Genomic DNA, 16,721 nt, shown 5'->3' with positions numbered 1-16,721 from the left:
CCTCACCCGCCGCTAGGGTGGGGCCCACACCCTGATCGTCCGACAGGAGGCCACACCGCCATGACCGAGCCGACGCCCCCGCCCGCCCTGGTCTACGCCGGTGACGACCACCTGCTCTACCTCGACGACCGCCGGGTGCATGTCCGGCTGCCCGACCACCCGCTGGAGCACCTGCCCGTCGGGGACAACGAGGCGCAGGCGCTCTACCGCCGCCACCTCGACCCGCTCCTGGCGCGGTCGGTTGCCCAGCGGGCCAACCAGCTGCTGGCCACCCTCGACGACGCCGGCACCACCTCCGCGGCCAGGATCCTCTCGGGTTGCATCACGAACCGGGCCGAGGAGGATCTGAGCGCACGCTCGGGGCGGCAGGAGGTGATGACGGCCACGGAGTCCTACCTCATCGACTGGGACCGGCGCACCATCTCGACGGGGGAGGCCACCCACGAACTGCAGGCCGTCCACCACCTTCTCCCGGGGCAGGACGGCCTGGTGCGCATCGGCGGGGTCGAGGACACGGGTCTGCCGGCGCACCGCCGCCTCGGGCTGGTGCTCAGGATCCGGGATCTCCCGGTCGACGGAGACTGAACCGGGCCCGCCCGCCCCCTCACCCCTGCTTCGCGGCGGGGTCCTTCACCGGGAACAGCAGCAGCGCGCCGACCAGCAGCACCAGCCCGATGCCCAGGATGCCGCCCCGGTCCTCGCCGCCGGAGAGGGTGACGAACACGCCGAACAGGATCGGCGAGAGCCAGGACACCGCGCGCCCGGTGGTGGCGTAGAGGCCGAACACCTGTCCCTCCCGGTGCGGCGGAGTCACCCGGGAGAGGAAGGACCGCGCCGCCGACTGGGCCGGGCCCACGAACAGGCACAGCAGCAGGCCGAAGACCCAGAACCCGGCCGGGCCGCCGACGAACAGCAGCACGACGGCGTCGACGACCATGAGCACCAGGCAGACGAGGATGACCGGCTTGGGGCCGAAGCGGTCGTCGAGGAAACCACCGACGACGGCGCCCAGGGCGGCGGCGATGTTGGCGGCGATGCCGAAGATGAGGACGTCACCGGAGCTCAACCCGTAGGCGGTGACGGCCAGGACGGCGCCGAAGGTGAACACCCCGGCCAGGCCGTCACGGAAGACGGCCGAGGCGACGAGGAAACCGAGGGCGTTGCGGTCCTCCCGCCACAGGTCACCGATGCCCCGGAACAGCTCCCGGTACTGGTCGATCACACCCCTCGGCCGGTGGCCCGCGTCAGCGGCGGGGGAGATCTCCGGGACGCGGAGCAGCAGCGGGATGGCGGAGACGGCGAACCAGGCCGCGGCGAAGACCGCCACCAGCCGGATGTTCAGGCCGCCGTCGACCGGCAGGTCGAGCAGTCCGCGGGTGTCCCCGGAGCCGGCGACGAAACCGACGTAGCACAGCAGGAGGACGACGATGCCGCCGAAGTAGCCCATGGCCCAGCCGAAACCGGAGACCCGGCCGACGTTGTCCTCCGTGGCGACCTGCCGCAGCTGCGCGAAGTAGTTGACCTCCGCGAACTCGAAGGTGATCGACGCCAGGGCCATGATCGCCAGGCCGAGCCAGAAGAACAGCTGATCGTCATTGCGCACGAAAAACAGCGCCGCCATGAGCATGACGGTGACGAAGGTCCAGGTGCCCACGGCCCGTTTCCGGGTGCCCCGCAGGTCGCTGCGCTGCCCCATGATCGGGGTGATCACGGCGATCGCCACGCCGGCCGCGGCCATGGCCCAGCCGTACCACTGTGTCGGGGTGAAGCGGCTGTCGATGCCCGGGCCCACGGAGTCCGTCAGATAGACCGAGAAGATGAAGGTCACCAGCACGGCGTTGAAGGCCGCGGAGCCGCAGTCCCACAGCGCCCAGGCGGTGACCGTGCCCCGGTCCGTGCGCCGGGGGGACTGCCGGGGGCCGTCGGGGATCGCCGTGAGAGCCATAGCCGGGAGTCTAGACCGCGGGCGCGTCCTCCGCGCGGCGTCGGAATCCGCTGCCCTCCGGGGACGGGCGTCGGGAAGCGTTCCGCTTCACTACCCCACGCTGTCGGCGCTCTTCGGGTTGCCGCGGAAGCACCACGCGGTGAGCACGGCCAGCACCGCGGCGAAGACGGCGATGATGGCGAGGACACCCAGGTAGGCCTGGTCGTAGGCGGCCGCGGCCGCGGGACCGTGCACCGGGTGCGCGAGCCCGGCGAGGGGATCCGCGGGGGCCGACGCCGGGGCCCGCAGGAGATAGAACATCGGCAGCAGGCTGCCTAGGATGGCCACCGACAGCAACGTGCCGAACTCGTAGGAGACCTCCTCCACCCCGGCGGCCATGCCGGCGCGGCGCACCGGGGCCGAGCCCATGATCGCGGTGGAGGACACCGACATGATCGCCCCGGCCCCCGCGCCGACGAACAGCAGACCCACGACGAAGGGGACGAAGTCGTCCCGGCCCCCGGCCCAGCACGCCAGCCCCACCCCGGTCGCCACGGCCGCGAAACCGCCGGAGATCAGCGGGGTGAACCCGATGCGGTGCAGGAAGGCACCGCCGAGAATCGACATCGGGAACGCCGAGGCCGTCACCGCCGCGACGAGCAGGCCCGCCTCCAGCGGGCTGAAACCGCCCACGAGCTGGAAACGCTGGGTGGTCATCAGCTCCACGCCGGCCACCGCGAACATCGCCCCGCCGGCGGCGAGTACCCCGCCGGTGAAGATGCGGGAGCGGAAGACGTCGAAGGCCAGCAGGGGGTCGTCCAGACGGCGCTGACGGCGGGTGAAGGCCACCGCGCCGAGGGCGAACACGGCGGCCGCCCCGGCCAGCAGCCAGGGCTGGCGCGCCGGGTTCGTCAGTTCCTTGACCGTCATCACCAGCCCCGACAGGGTGAGCAGGGCGTAGAGGGAGGAGACGGCGTCCCAGCGCTTGTCCGGGTTCGGTATATTCGCCGGGGCGACCACCACCGTGCCCAGCAGGGTGAGGACGACCACCGGCACGTTGATGAGGAAGACCGAGCCCCACCAGAAGTGCTCCAGCAGCAGCCCGCCGAGTACGGGGCCGGCGGCCGCGCCGATCACGGCGATCGAGCCCCACACCCCGATGGCGGTGTTGCGTTCCCGCTCATCGGAGAAGGTGATGCGGATCAGCGCGAGGGTCGCCGGCATCATCGTCGCGGCCCCGACCCCGAGCAGGGCGCGGGCGGCGACGAGGAACCACGCGGTGGGCGCGAAGGCGGCGGCCAGCGACGCCACGCCGAAGACCGACAGGCCGATGAGGAACATCAGACGGTGCCCGATCCGGTCGCCGAGGGTGCCGGTGCCCAGGAGCAGGCCCGCCATCATCAACGGGTAGGCGTTGATGATCCACAGCCCCTGCAGCGCGGTGGTCCCGAGCTGGACGCGCAGCTCGGGCAGGGCGGTGTAGAGGATCGAATTGTCCACGCCGATCATCAACAGGCCCAGGGAGATGATGACGAGGAAACTCCACCGCCGGGCCGGGGTGGAGTCGACGTCGTCGAGGTGCGCGCGGTCGTTCACCCGCCACACTGTACCGGCGGTTTCACCCGCGCCGGGGCGCGCGCCGACGCCCCGCGACCGGCGCTGTGGGGGAGGAATCATGCGTAGGGTCGGGGGCAGCACATCGACGCCGTCGGTGCCGCTCACCGACACTCACCCGAGCATCTCGACAGGAGTGGAAACCATGCCCCGGACCTACGCCGCACAACTCATCGCCACCCTGGAGGCCCAGGGCGTGGAACGCATCTACGGCATCGTCGGCGACAGCCTCAACCCCGTCGTGGACGCCCTGCGCGACTCCTCCATCGAGTGGGTGCACGTCCGCAACGAGGAGGCCGCCGCCTTCGCCGCCGGCGCCGAGTCCCTGATGACCGGCAAACTGGCCGTGTGCGCCGGGTCCTGCGGGCCGGGCAACACCCACTTCGTCCAGGGCCTCTACGACGCCCACCGCAACGGGGCGAAGGTGCTGGCCATCGCCTCCCACATCCCCTCGCTGCAGATCGGCTCCACCTACTTCCAGGAGACCCACCCGGAGCTGCTGTTCAACGAATGCTCCGCCTACTGCGAGATGGTCAACTCCACCGACCAGGGCGGGAGGATCCTCCACCACGCCATCCAGTCCACCGTCGCGGGCAAGGGCGTCTCCGTCCTGGTGCTGCCGGGCGACATCGCCGAGCACGAGGCCACCGACGACACCTTCACCGACTCCGTCATCGCCACCGGATCCCCCATCACCTTCCCGGATCCGGCCGAGGCGGCCGCGCTGGTGGCCGCGATCAACGACGCCGACTCGGTCACCCTGTTCTGCGGGGAAGGCGTGAAGAACGCCCGCGGTCAGGTCCTCGCCCTGGCCGAGAAGATCAAGTCGCCCATCGGCCACGCCTTCGGCGGCAAGATGCACATCCAGTACGACAACCCCTTCGACGTCGGCATGTCCGGCCTGCTCGGCTACGGTGCCTGCCGTGACGCGATGTTCGACGCCGACCTGCTGATCCTGCTGGGCACCGACTTCCCGTACACGGACTTCCTGCCCGCCGGCAACGTCGCACAGGTTGACATCGACGCCTCCCACATCGGCCGCCGCACCACCATCCACCACCCGGTGGTCGGTGACGTGGCCGCGGTCATCGAGAACATTCTCCCGCACGTCGAGGAGAAGACGGACCGCTCCTTCCTCGACCGTCAGCTGCGCAACCACGCGGAGGCGCTGGAGGGGGTCGTGGAGGCCTACACCACAGGCGTCGAGAAGCACACGCCCATCCACCCCGAGTACGTCGCCGCCGTCATCGACGAGCTCGCCGCCGACGACGCCGTATTCACCGTCGACACCGGCATGTGCAACGTGTGGGCGGCGCGCTACATCACCCCGAACGGGCGTCGCGAGGAGCTCGGCTCCTTCCGCCACGGCTCCATGGCCAACGCCCTGCCGCAGGCCATCGGCGCGCAGGCCGCCGACCGTGGGCGCCAGGTCATCTCGTTCTCCGGCGACGGCGGGCTGTCGATGCTGCTCGGTGAGCTGCTGACCGTCAGGCTGCACGACCTGCCGGTCAAGACGGTCGTGTTCAACAACTCCTCACTCGGCATGGTCAAGCTGGAGATGCTCGTCGGGGGCATGCCGGAGTTCGGGACCGACCACGAGCATGTCAATTTCGCGGCCATCGCCGAGGGCATGGGCATCAGGACCGTGCGCATCGAGAACCCGAAGAAGGTGCGCTCCGGCATCGCCGAGGCGCTGGCGCACGACGGGCCGGTGCTCGTCGACGTCGTGACCGACCCCAATGCGCTGTCCATCCCGCCGAACATCACGTGGGACATGCTGCTCGGGTTCTCGAAGGCGACCACCCGCACCATCTTCGGCGGCGGCGTGGGCCGCATGGTGAACCTGGCGCGCTCCAACCTGCGCAACATCCCGAAGCCGTAGAGGTGCGGGCCGGTTAGTCTGGGCGGCATGACCCGCCCGACCCGTTTGGCCGACCTGCCGCACCCGCCCGATACCCCGGCGGTGCTCATCGACCGCTCCGTCCTCGACCGTAACCTCGCGGGGATGGCCGAGTTCGCCGCGGCCCGGGGGCTGCGGCTGCGCCCGCACGTCAAGACCCACAAGATTCCCGAGATCGCCCGCGCTCAATTGGCCCGGGAGGCGGCGGGATTGACGGTGGCCACCATCGGGGAGGCCGAGGTCTTCGCCGCGGTGGGCTGCACGGACCTGTTCATCGCCTATCCCGTCTGGCCGACCCCGGCCAAGGGCGGGCGGATCCGCGCCCTGCTCGAGGCGGGCGTGCGGCTGCGCGTCGGCGTCGACTCCCCGGAGGCGGCCGCCCGATGGGGCGGACCCGACTTCGACGGCCTGGAGCTGATGATCGAACTGGATTCCGGGCACCACCGCTCCGGTGCGCGGGTCGATGGCGTCGGCGAGATCGCCCGCGTGGTGGCGGGAACCGGGCGTCGCCTGGCGGGGCTGTTCACCTTCCCCGGCCACAGCTACACCCCGGACGGGGTCGCCGAGGCCGCCGCGGACGAACACGACTGCCTGACTGCCGCGCGCGACCTGCTGGCCGAGTCCGGCTTCGCGGTCGCCGGTCTGGAACTGTCCGGCGGCTCGACGCCCTCGGCGACGTTGACCACTCCCGGCGCCACCACCGAGATCCGGCCCGGCGTGTACGTCTTCAACGACGCCCAGCAGCTCGAACTCGGCCGCTGCGGCTGGGATGACATCGCCCTGACCGTGGCCGCGACGGTCGTCTCGCGCCGGGAGGACCTGGGCCAGGTGATCCTCGACGCCGGCTCCAAGATCCTCGGCTCGGACCGGCCCGCCTGGGCGACCGGCTTCGCCCGCGTCCCGGGAGCGCCCGGCGCCCGCGTCACCGCGCTGTCCGAGCACCACGCCACCGTCGCCTGGCCGGCGGGCGAGCCGCTGCCGCAGCGCGGGGAGCTGCTCGAGGTGGTGCCCAACCACGTCTGCCCGGTGCTCAACCTCGTCGACGAGGTCACCGTGACCGACGGGGGAGAGATCGTGGACCACTGGACCGTGGCGGCGCGCGGGCGCAACAGCTGATGCCCTGTCATTCGTCCCTTGCGCTTGACGCGACGTCAAGCAGGACACTGGTGCCGTGACCGACCACACCATCGGCGAGGCCGCCGACATCCTCCACGTGACCACCCGCACGCTGCGGCACTGGGACGCCATCGGGCTGCTGGTGCCCAGCTGGCGCACGTGGGCGGACCACCGCCTCTACACGGACGATGACCTGGACACCGCGCTCCAGATCCTCGTCTACCGCGAGGCCGGGGTACCGCTGAAAGAGATCGGCGCCCTGCTCGCCGAACCGGCGACGGCGGAGGAGCGGCTGCGCCGCCAGCGCGACATCCTGGTGGAGAGAATCGGTCACCTGCACCGGATGGTCCGGGCAGTCGACGAAATCCTGCAGGAGGACGAGATGAATGACGAGAAGATGACCACCGAGGAGAAGATCGAGCTCTTCGGCGGCGACTGGAAGCCCGAGTACCAGGACGAGGCCGAGCAGCGCTGGGGTGGCACCCCCGAGTGGGAGCAGTCCCAGGCCCGGCAGGCGAAGATGACGAAGGAGGACTGGATCCGCGTCAAGGAGGAGCAGGACGCCTTCGTCGACGCGCTCGCCGACGCCGCCACCCGCGACGTGGAGCCCGGCTCCGACGAGGCCTCGGCGCTGGTGGCCCGGCACCTGGCGAGCATTGACCAGTGGTACGAGGTGTCCAGGTCCAGGCAGGTGCTGCTGGCGCGGATGTACGTGGCCGACGAGCGATTCAACGCCGCCTACCGCGGCCACGCGGCGTACCTGCTGAGCCTGGTCGAGGCCGAAGCCGAGAAGGAGGGCGTGGATCTGGCGGACGTGCAGTGGGGGTGAGCTCTCCGGGGAGCATGCCGCGGTAGGCCATCCTGACCATCTACGTTTTTCCTGGAGCGAATCAACGGCAGAGCAGTGACACCCTCACAGTAAACGCCCAGAACTCATTCAGCCCCACCGCAGTGCGGTGGGGTTGACTCTTGGGAGCGACGTAGAAAGTGATGGACAATGGAAGACATGAACGACACCCAGTCTCCCCAGGCGGCGGTGAAGGTCCTGGTCGTCGACGATGAGCCCAACATCGTCGAGCTGCTCACCGTGAGCCTGAAATTCCAGGGCTTCGAAGTGCGCACCGCCAGCTCGGGAACCGAAGCTCTCCGCCTGGCGCGCGAGTTCAACCCCGACGCCTACATCCTCGATGTCATGATGCCGGGGATGGACGGCTTCGAGCTCCTCGCCAAGCTGCGTGGTGAGGGGCTCGACGGCCCCGTGCTGTACCTGACCGCCAAGGACGCCGTGGAGCACCGCATCCACGGGCTGACCATCGGTGCGGACGACTACGTCACCAAACCCTTCTCCCTGGAGGAGGTCATCACCCGGCTGCGGGTCATTCTGCGCCGCGGTCACACGGTGGAGGAGTCCTCCGAGGACGCCACGATCACCTACGCGGATCTCACCCTCAACGACGACACCCACGAGGTCACCAAGTCGGGCAAGATCGTCGAGCTCTCGCCGACCGAGTTCAATCTCCTGCGCTATCTCATGCTCAACTCCGAGGTGGTGCTGTCGAAGTCGAAGATCCTCGACAACGTCTGGCACTACGACTTCGGCGGCGACGGCAATGTCGTCGAGTCCTACATCTCCTACCTCCGGCGCAAGATCGACACCGGCGACACCCCGCTCATCCACACCGTCCGCGGCGTCGGCTACGTGCTGCGCACCCCACGCCAGTAAGTGGCCAGGCGTTCCATGGCTGATCAGGCGACCACCATCCCGTCGGGTGTCCCCAACCCCTACCGGGGCCGGACGCTCGACGACCAGATGGGCTCGGCGTCGGCAAGCAACGGGAAACGGCGCCGCACCGCGTCCCCGGTCTCCACGATACGGTCGATGCCGCTGCGCACCTGGCTGGTCGTGATCATCGTGGCGGTCTCCGGGCTGGGGCTGGCGGCCAGTTCGGTGGCGGTGTCCTCGATCATGAAGGAGGTCGTCTACTCCCGCGTGGACGACGATCTCGTCGCCTCCCTCGACGGCTGGGCCAGCAGCTCCGCGATCTTCCGGGCCAACCCGTCCGCGCGGCCGCCGTCCGATTACAGCGTGATCAAGATCTACGAGGACGGCTCCACCATCATCTTCAATGACCGTAACGGTCCGCCGAATCTCAGCGAGGTGGTCATCGGCGGCCCGCCGCAGACCGTCGGGTCGGTGCCCGGTTCGGGCAAGACCACCGAGTGGCGCGTCATCGCCGAGGCCGAGGACGGAGTGACGACGGTCGTCGCCAAGGAGCTCGACCGCGAACAGAACCTGCTCTACCGCCTCGCCCTGGTGCAACTGACGATCAGTGCGCTGGTGCTGCTGGTCATGGGACTGCTGGGCTACTTCTTCATCCGCCGGGCCATGCAGCCGCTGCGCGAGGTGGAGCGCACCGCCGGCGCCATCGCCGCCGGTGATCTCGACCGGCGTGTGCCCCAGTGGCCCCGCGAGACCGAGGTCGGCCAGCTGGCCTACGCGCTCAACACGATGCTAGCCCGCCTGCAGGAGTCCGTCGAGTCCGCGCGGAGCAAGGAGGAGCAGATGCGCCGCTTCGTCGGCGACGCCTCCCACGAGCTGCGTACGCCGCTGACCTCCGTGCGCGGCTACACGGAGCTGTACCGCTCCGGCGCCACCGGCGACGTCGACCGCGTGCTGACCAAGATCAACGACGAGTCCCAGCGCATGAGCCTGCTGGTTGAGGACCTGCTGGCGCTGACCCGCGCGGAGGGCAGCCGCCTCGACAAGCGGCCCGTGGACCTGCTGGAGACCTCACTCGCGGCGGCGAGCTCCGCCCGCGCGGCGTTCGCCGGACGGACGGTCACCGTGGCCAACGAGACCTCGTCGATCCCCGTCGTCGACGGCGACCCGGCTCGCCTGCACCAGGTGCTGCTCAACCTCATCACCAACGGCCTGGTCCACGGCGGACCTGAGGCGAGCGTGGGGCTCACTCTGTGGCTCGACGGGGATGACGTCGTCGTGACCGTGGCCGATGACGGCCGCGGCATGGCCCCTGAGACCGCCGCCCACATCTTCGAGCGCTTCTACCGCGAGGATTCCTCGCGCTCCCGCACCTCGGGTGGCTCCGGGCTGGGCCTGGCGATCGCGAAATCGCTGGTCGAACAGCACGGCGGCCGAATCCGCGTGGACTCCGTGGAGGGGGAGGGATCCACCTTCACGATCCGGCTGCCGCGGCTGCAGGACAGGGAGTAGGTCGGTCGGCCTGTCGGCGGGCGTCGGGAAGCGTCACCTCCGCCGGCCGGGTGAAAGCGTCCTCGACCCGAGCCGTTCACGGCCGCCACCCCAGGGCGTCCGTGATCTCGGCGGCCAGGCCCGGCAGGTGCTCATGGCGCACCCCGTGGACCTCCACGAGCTCGCCGAGTCGACTGGAGTCGGTGGGTACCACCCGATCCGCGTCCGAGACGATCGAGACCACCCGCGTGCCCTCCGGGACCACGGCGTCGAGAGGTTGGGGCACCATCAGCTCGCGGGCGCCGACGCCCATCACGGTGCCGATGCCCCAGCCGAGCAGGCGGTTGCGGGCGGGTGGCAGCCCCCGGAAGGCCGCGCCCAGGCCGACGAGGGTGCGCACCTTTCCGGGCAGGTAGTGGGCCAGGCGCAGTCCCATCAGCCCGCCCAGGGAGTGGCCGACGATGTCGATGCGGCCGGTCGGGGAGTGTCCGAGCACCTCACCGATGCCGTCGGTGATCTCCGCGAGAGAGCGTTCCAGGCCCACGGTGCCGTGGCGGCCGTATTCGGGGGCGGCGACGGGTACGCCGGCGTCGAGTAGCCTGCGCGCGGTGCGCTCGTAGTTGCCGGGCGAGCCCATCAGCCCGTGCAGGAGCACGACGGGGGTGCCGGGGGCGTCGGCGAGCGGAGGCAGCTCCGGCAGTGTGCCGCGGTGCGGCACCCACAGCAGCAGACTCAGTGGGGACGACCGTTCTCGTCGGTGCCGAGGGCGGCACGGATCTTCTCGGCGGCCTCGTCCATCTTCGCCGGGTCCGTGGCGTCGGCGGCCATCTGATTCGCGAAGTCGTACTCGCTCATCCGGTCCGTGGGGAAGACGTGGATGTGGGCGTGGGGGACGTCGAAGCCGGCGATGATGTAGCCCGCGCGGGAGGATCCGAAGGCCTCGATGACGGCGCGGCCGACGTTCTGGGCGACCTCGTTGACCCGGCCCCAGATACGCGGATCGAGGTCGGTCCACTTGTCGACCTCCTCGACGGGAACGACCAGCACGTGGCCGTAGCGGAGGGGCTCGATGGTCAGGAAGACGACGACCGCATCATCGCGGTAGACGAAACGTCCCGGCAGTTCGCCGTTGATGATCTTGGTGAACACGCTACTCATGCCAGCCAGGGTACCTGCGGGTGCCGCTCCCGGCGGCGGAAGTTCCCGGCGGTCCACCCCCCAACTAGGATTGACCGCATGCGCATTCTCGTGATCGGATCGGGCGGCCGCGAGCACGCCCTGCTCAAGGGCCTGGCCGCCGACCCCGCCACCACCGACCTGCACGTGACCCCCGGCAACGCCGGCATGGCCGGCCTCGCCACCATCCACGCCGACGCCGGCGCGGTGGACGACCCGGCCGCCATGACCGCACTGGCCCAGCGTATCGACGCCGGGCTGGTCGTCATCGGCCCCGAGATCCCGCTCGTCGCCGGCGTGGCCGACGCCCTGCGCGCGGCCGGTATCCGGGTGTTCGGCCCCAACCGCGACGCCGCCCAGATCGAGGGCTCCAAGCAGTTCGCGAAGGAGGTCATGGCCGCCGCGGGCGTGCGGACCGCGCGCGCCGAGCAGCTGCAGCCCGGCACGGGCGACGCCGGGGTGGAGGCGGCGCTCGACCGCTTCGGCCCCACCTGGGTGGTCAAGGACGACGGCCTCGCCGGGGGCAAGGGGGTCGTCGTCACGTCCGATCGCGCGGCCGCCCGCGAGCACGTCGACGCCGTGCACGCCCTGGGTAACCCGGTGCTGCTGGAGTCCTTCCTCGACGGTCCGGAGATCTCCCTGTTCTGCCTGGTCGACGGCGAGACCGTCGTCCCGCTGCTGCCCGCCCAGGACCACAAGCGCGCCTACGACAACGACGAAGGCCCCAACACCGGCGGCATGGGCGCCTACACGCCGCTGCCCTGGCTGCCGGCCGAGGGCGTGCAGCGCATCGTCGACGAGGTGTGCGTGCCCGTCGCGAAGGAGATGGTCCGCCGCGGCACCCCGTACTCCGGGCTGCTCTACGCCGGCCTGGCGTGGGGGGCGGAGGGCCCGGCCGTCGTCGAGTTCAACGCCCGCTTCGGCGACCCGGAGACCCAGCCGGTTCTCTCGCTGCTCAAGACCCCGCTGGCCGGGCTGCTGGACGCCGTGGCCCGCGGGGAGCTGGCCTCGCAGCCGGAGTTGGAGTGGGAGGACGGCTACGCGCTGACCGTCGTGCTCGCCGCGGAAGGCTACCCGGCGTCGCCGCGCAAGGGTGTGGCGATCACCGGTTCCGCGCTCGGTGACGCCGGGAAGGTCCTGCACGCCGGCACGGCGCTGGGCCCGACGGGGGACACGGAGTCCGCCGGGGGACGCGTGCTCAACATCCTCGGCAAGGGGGCCACACTGGAGGAGGCGCGCGACACCGCCTACTCGATCCTGGACGGGATCGAGCTGGCCGGCGCCTTCTACCGCCACGACATCGCCCTGGCGGCCGTCGAGGGGCGCATCAGCCTCCGGTAAGTGGCCTAGACTGGCGGGTATGAGCACGTTCGCCAGGCAGATGGCCAGCCAGCGCAGCCAGGTCCAGCCTTTCCGGGTCATGCAGATGCTCGACCGGGTGCAGCGCCGGAGGCGTGCGGGCAGGGACACCATCATGCTGTGTGCCGGCCAGCCCGCCACCGGCGCACCGTCGGCGGTGCTCGACCTCGCCGAGCGGGAGCTGCGGGCCTCGCCCCTGGGCTACACGGAGGTCGTCGGTGACCGCGAGCTACGCGAGATCGTGGCCGGGTGGCACTCTTCGACCTACGGCGTGACGACGCCCGCGGACAACGTCATCATCACCACCGGCTCCTCCGGCGGCTTCGTCGCCGCCTTCCTGGCCGTGCTCGACCACGGCGACACCGTCGCCCTGTCCTGCCCCGGCTACCCGGCCTACCGCAATATCCTCGAGGCCTTCGGCGCCCGCATCGTGGATCTGGTCTGCGATGACTCGACCCGCTTCCAGCCGACCGCCGCGATGCTGGAGGCGCTGCCTGCAGCGGATAAGCCGCGCGCGGTGATCATCACCTCGCCGGGCAATCCGACGGGCACGATCATCGACCCTTCGGAACTGGAGCGGATTGCGCGGTGGTGTGACGCGAACGGCGCGGTGCTGATCTCCGACGAGGACTACCACGGCATGAGCTTCGGCCGGGAGTTGGCGACGGCGCGGCAGTTCAGTGATCGTGCGGTCACGGTGGGCACGCTGTCGAAGTACTTCTCCATGACCGGCTGGCGTGTCGGCTGGCTGATCGTGCCCGATGAGCTGGTCACCCCCATCGAGAACCTGCAGGCCTCCCTCGCGCTGAGCCCGCCGGCGATCTCCCAGGTGGCCGGGCGGGCAGCGTTCAGCGAGGCGGCGAAGGCCGAACTCGACGGCTATGTCGCCGACTACCGGCGGGTGCGCGATGTGCTGCTCGAGGAGCTGCCCAAGATCGGCCTGGGGCACTTCGCCGAGCCCGACGGCGGGCTGTACCTGTGGCTCGACGTGAGTTCGGTGACCGACGACTCCGAGGCGTGGTGCGGGAAACTGGTGGAGGAGATCGGAGTGGCGTTCGCGCCGGGTATCGACTTCGACCCCGTCCACGGCAACGGCTGGGTGCGACTGTCGCTGTGCGTGTCGCCTAGCGACGCCCGCGAGGCCTGCCGCCGGCTGGGTGAGTACCTGGGGCGGTAGCTGGAAAACCTGTTCGGGAAAACTGTTGACGCCGAAGTGGGAGTGGGCTAGTGTCGAACATGTAAGCGAACAACTTCGGGGGCGGGGTGAACGTGATCATGGGGGCGGCTGAGGACATCGCGCGGTGCGTCGACCAGATCGAGGCCGGTCTGGCGGGGCTGGCCGGGCACCTGGTCGATCCCTCGGCCGTCGCCTTTGACGAGATCCGCGAGCACTTCGAGCGTCTCGAGCAGGTCGTGGCCGGCAAGTCCTATCTGGACGCCGCCTTCGCGTTCATCGCCCAGGAGGCGGACGCGGGCCGACGGGTCGGCTCCACCAAGGTGGTCGACTACCTGACGAAAAGGCTGGGCTTGTCCACCGCCGAGGCGTGGAGCCGCGTCAGCCAGGCCCGCTCCCTGTTCACCCCGCCGGAGCCGCCGAAGCCGGAACCCGTTGAGGGATCGGAGTCGGAGGGGGAGCGGGTGGCCCGGGAGCGGGCCGAGCGGGAGGCTCAGGAGAGGGCCCGCCGGGAGCGCGAGGCCCAGGAGCGCATGCGGGAGAAACTCCGGAAGGAGAAGGCCGCCGCGGAGCGGCTCAAACTCATCGAGCGCGAGCTCGAGCAGCTGTCCCTGCACGCCGTGCCCGGACGCCACGTCATCTACGAGCAGGCACTCGAGGAATCCAGGCGGCGCAGCCCCGAGGACCTGCGGGCCTGGGTGCGTGAGCGCGTGCGCCACGCCAACGCCGCCGGGCGCAGACCGGACGGGGCCCGGGATCTCTTCGCGGCACTGCGCAAGCGCAGGATCCGGTTCTCCCGCCCCGACGCCGATGGCGGGGTGGCCTTCTCGGGATACCTGCCCGCCGACTCGGCCGCGAAACTCAAGGTCGCGCTCGATCCGGCCAGGAAACCCGAGCACCTGGCCTCCGTGCCGCCGGAGGAGGACAAGCGAACCCTCGATCAGCGCCGGGCTGACCAGCTCGACCACATCCTCACCGGATACCTCTCCGGAGAGGGCGCCAGACCCGGGGGAATCGGCTCGATCGTGGTCTCCACGACGATCGACGACCTCGACTCCCTGAGCCTGGACAGCCGCTTCCCGACCAATACCGGCGACCTGCTGAATCCCCTGGAACTGCTGCGGCTGGGCGCGGCCGGGACAGACTACCTGTGCCTGTTCGACAAGGATGCGGTCGTTCCGCTGGCGATGGGCCGCGCCCGGCGCACCGCCACGCTGGAACAGCGGATCGCGCTGCTGGCGGCCGAGCTGGTGTGCACCGATCCCGGCTGCGACCGCCCGGAGACCGACTGCGATGCCCACCACCTGGTCCCCTGGGTGCAGGGCGGGCGGACCGACGTCGAGAACCTGACCCTCAGATGCCGGAAACACCACGGCAACAACAACGACGCCCGGGACGGCAGCGGCGGGATGGGGCACGCTGAACGCGATCCCGTCACCGGCCGGGTCGGTCACCGCTGGGCCGGTGCCGCCGACGTCGAGGTCAACGACACCGTGGCGCAGCAACGTTCGGCGGCGGACAAACTCCGGCGGCGGGGAAGGCCCGGGGAGCCACCGGGGAATCGTCCCGGAGAGTCGCCCGGTGATCCGTCCGCTCGGCCATCCGGTCCGTCATCGGATCCGCCGCCGGATGAACCCACCCTGTTCGACCGATCCGCCTGAGCCTGTGCCCCTGTGCCCCTGTGCCTCTTGTGCCCAGGGGTCACGCGGGTGGCGTCAGGCATTCTCACCGCGCCCCTCACCTGCGCCCTGAACGGGGTCATCACCCCCGCCGTGCATTCTGTCCCGGGCCCTGGCCGTGGAATAATCAGCCCCGTGGCTGAGAAAAAGAAGATCGCAAATGTCCTGTCCTCGCGCTACGCGTCCGCGGCGCTGACCGAGCTGTGGAGCCCGGAGCACAAGATCATCCTGGAGCGCCAGCTCTGGATCGCCGTGATGAAGGCCCAGAAGAGCCTCGGCGTCGACATCCCGAACGAGGCGATCGCCGCCTACGAGTCCGTCATCGACCGCGTCGACCTGGCCTCCATCGCCGAGCGTGAGAAGGTCACCCGCCACGACGTCAAGGCCCGCATCGAGGAGTTCAACGCCCTGGCCGGGCACGAGCACATCCACAAGGGCATGACCTCCCGCGACCTCACCGAGAACGTCGAGCAGCTGCAGGTCTACCGCTCCCTGGAGCTCATCCGAGACAAGGCCGTCGCCGTCGTCGCCCGCGTCGGCGGGCGCGCCGCGCAGTACCAGACCCTGGTCATGGCCGGCCGCTCCCACAACGTCGCCGCCCAGGCCACGACCCTGGGCAAGCGCTTCGCCTCGGCCGCCGACGAGATGCTCGTGGCCATCGAGCGCGTCGAACAGCTGCTGGGCCGCTACTCGCTGCGCGGCATCAAGGGTCCGATGGGCACCGCCCAGGACATGCTCGACCTCATGGGCGGCGACGAGGACAAGCTCGCCGCCCTCGAGACCAGCATCGCCGACCACCTCGGCATCTCCCGCATCTTCGATTCCGTCGGGCAGGTCTACCCCCGTTCCCTGGACTTCGACGCCGTCTCCGCGCTCGTCCAGCTCGGTTCGGGCCCGTCGTCCCTGGCTACGACCATCCGCCTGATGGCCGGCAATGAGACCGTCACCGAGGGTTTCAAGGAGGGCCAGGTCGGCTCGTCCGCGATGCCGCACAAGATGAATGCCCGCTCCTGCGAGCGCGTCGGCGGCCTGCAGGTCATCCTGCGCGGCTACCTCACCATGCTGGCTGACCTGTCGGGCCAGCAGTGGAACGAGGGAGACGTGTTCTGCTCTGTGGTCCGCCGCGTGGCGCTTCCCGACGCCTTCTTCGCCATCGACGGCATGTTCGAGACCTTCCTGACCGTCCTCGACGAGTTCGGTGCCTTCCCCGCGATGATCGACCGCGAGCTCGAGCGCTACCTGCCGTTCCTGGCCACCACCCGCATCCTCATGGCCGCCGTCCGGGCCGGCGTCGGCCGCGAGACCGCGCACGAGGTCATCAAGGAGAACGCTGTCGCCGTCGCCCTGAACATGCGCGAGAACGGCGCGGACCAGGATCTCATCGAGCGCCTGGCCGCCGACGATCGCCTGCCGCTGGACAAGGAGGCGCTCGACGCCGCGCTGGCCGACAAGCACGCCTTCATCGGCGCCGCAGAGTCACAGGTGGCCCGGGTCATCGGCCGGGTCCAGACCCTGGTGGACAACCATCCGCAGGCCGCGGGCTACCAGCCGGGGGAGATTCTGTAGGT

The 16,721-nt window shown here is 70.2% G+C and carries 14 protein-coding genes; 10 read left to right on the top strand and 4 right to left on the bottom strand.

Going from position 1 to position 16,721, the window contains the following annotated elements; genetic code table 11:
• The first annotated feature begins 60 nt into the window (after window positions 1-60).
• The gene (locus A605_RS12220) at window positions 61-585 is read left to right on the top strand and encodes a hypothetical protein (protein WP_015401814.1); all 525 of its coding nucleotides are present in this window, start codon (window positions 61-63) and stop codon (window positions 583-585) included.
• Between the two features lie 19 nt (window positions 586-604).
• Here the strand turns inward: A605_RS12220 and A605_RS12215 are convergent, their stop codons facing one another.
• Both A605_RS12215 and A605_RS12210 read right to left on the bottom strand, forming a co-directional pair.
• A complete protein-coding gene (locus A605_RS12215; RefSeq protein WP_015401813.1) occupies window positions 605-1,945 on the bottom strand; it encodes an MFS transporter in 1,341 nt (446 codons plus the stop codon).
• A gap of 90 nt (window positions 1,946-2,035) precedes the next feature.
• A complete protein-coding gene (locus tag A605_RS12210; RefSeq protein ID WP_244429048.1) occupies window positions 2,036-3,433 on the bottom strand; it encodes an MFS transporter in 1,398 nt (465 codons plus the stop codon).
• A 250-nt stretch (window positions 3,434-3,683) separates the two neighbouring features.
• Between A605_RS12210 and A605_RS12205 the strand changes: the two genes are divergently transcribed.
• The 5 genes from A605_RS12205 to A605_RS12185 all read left to right on the top strand — a co-directional run bounded on the left by A605_RS12205 (window position 3,684) and on the right by A605_RS12185 (window position 9,786).
• A complete protein-coding gene (locus A605_RS12205) occupies window positions 3,684-5,420 on the top strand; it encodes a pyruvate dehydrogenase (RefSeq protein WP_015401811.1) in 1,737 nt (578 codons plus the stop codon).
• A gap of 27 nt (window positions 5,421-5,447) precedes the next feature.
• Window positions 5,448-6,554: an alanine racemase gene (locus A605_RS12200; protein ID WP_015401810.1), complete on the top strand. Its 1,107-nt coding sequence runs from the start codon at window positions 5,448-5,450 to the stop codon at window positions 6,552-6,554.
• A gap of 55 nt (window positions 6,555-6,609) precedes the next feature.
• Window positions 6,610-7,383 carry a MerR family transcriptional regulator gene (locus A605_RS12195; protein WP_015401809.1) on the top strand — a complete coding sequence of 258 codons (774 nt, stop codon included), beginning with the start codon at window positions 6,610-6,612 and terminating at the stop codon, window positions 7,381-7,383.
• A 168-nt stretch (window positions 7,384-7,551) separates the two neighbouring features.
• Entirely contained in the window at window positions 7,552-8,277 is a 726-nt protein-coding gene (locus tag A605_RS12190; RefSeq protein ID WP_015401808.1) for a response regulator transcription factor, read from the top strand.
• A gap of 15 nt (window positions 8,278-8,292) precedes the next feature.
• A complete protein-coding gene (locus A605_RS12185) occupies window positions 8,293-9,786 on the top strand; it encodes a sensor histidine kinase (RefSeq protein ID WP_042440165.1) in 1,494 nt (497 codons plus the stop codon).
• A gap of 76 nt (window positions 9,787-9,862) precedes the next feature.
• On the opposite strand, the gene A605_RS12180 is transcribed toward A605_RS12185, so the two are convergent.
• Both A605_RS12180 and A605_RS12175 read right to left on the bottom strand, forming a co-directional pair.
• Window positions 9,863-10,483, bottom strand: coding sequence for an alpha/beta fold hydrolase (locus A605_RS12180; protein ID WP_015401806.1), 621 nt, complete (start codon window positions 10,481-10,483; stop codon window positions 9,863-9,865).
• 14 nt (window positions 10,484-10,497) lie between these two features.
• On the bottom strand, window positions 10,498-10,923 hold the full coding sequence (locus A605_RS12175; protein ID WP_015401805.1) for an HIT family protein: 426 nt from the start codon (window positions 10,921-10,923) through the stop codon (window positions 10,498-10,500).
• Window positions 10,924-11,001: 78 nt separating this feature from the next.
• On the opposite strand from A605_RS12175, the gene purD reads away from it, so the two are divergent.
• The 4 genes from purD (at window position 11,002) to purB (ending at window position 16,719) form a co-directional block, all read left to right on the top strand.
• Window positions 11,002-12,282, top strand: coding sequence for a phosphoribosylamine--glycine ligase (gene purD, locus A605_RS12170; RefSeq protein ID WP_015401804.1), 1,281 nt, complete (start codon window positions 11,002-11,004; stop codon window positions 12,280-12,282).
• A 79-nt stretch (window positions 12,283-12,361) separates the two neighbouring features.
• Window positions 12,362-13,477, top strand: coding sequence for a pyridoxal phosphate-dependent aminotransferase (locus A605_RS12165; protein WP_027004412.1), 1,116 nt, complete (start codon window positions 12,362-12,364; stop codon window positions 13,475-13,477).
• A gap of 98 nt (window positions 13,478-13,575) precedes the next feature.
• The gene (locus tag A605_RS12160; RefSeq protein WP_042440531.1) at window positions 13,576-15,135 is read left to right on the top strand and encodes an HNH endonuclease signature motif containing protein; all 1,560 of its coding nucleotides are present in this window, start codon (window positions 13,576-13,578) and stop codon (window positions 15,133-15,135) included.
• Window positions 15,136-15,279: 144 nt separating this feature from the next.
• On the top strand, window positions 15,280-16,719 hold the full coding sequence (gene purB / locus A605_RS12155; RefSeq protein ID WP_027004413.1) for an adenylosuccinate lyase: 1,440 nt from the start codon (window positions 15,280-15,282) through the stop codon (window positions 16,717-16,719).
• Window positions 16,720-16,721 lie beyond the last annotated feature (2 nt).

This window comes from Corynebacterium halotolerans YIM 70093 = DSM 44683 (assembly GCF_000341345.1).
GTDB classification, from domain to species: domain Bacteria; phylum Actinomycetota; class Actinomycetes; order Mycobacteriales; family Mycobacteriaceae; genus Corynebacterium; species Corynebacterium halotolerans.
The sequence above is the reverse complement of the archived record's forward strand: the minus strand, read 5'-3'. Positions and strand labels throughout refer to the sequence as shown.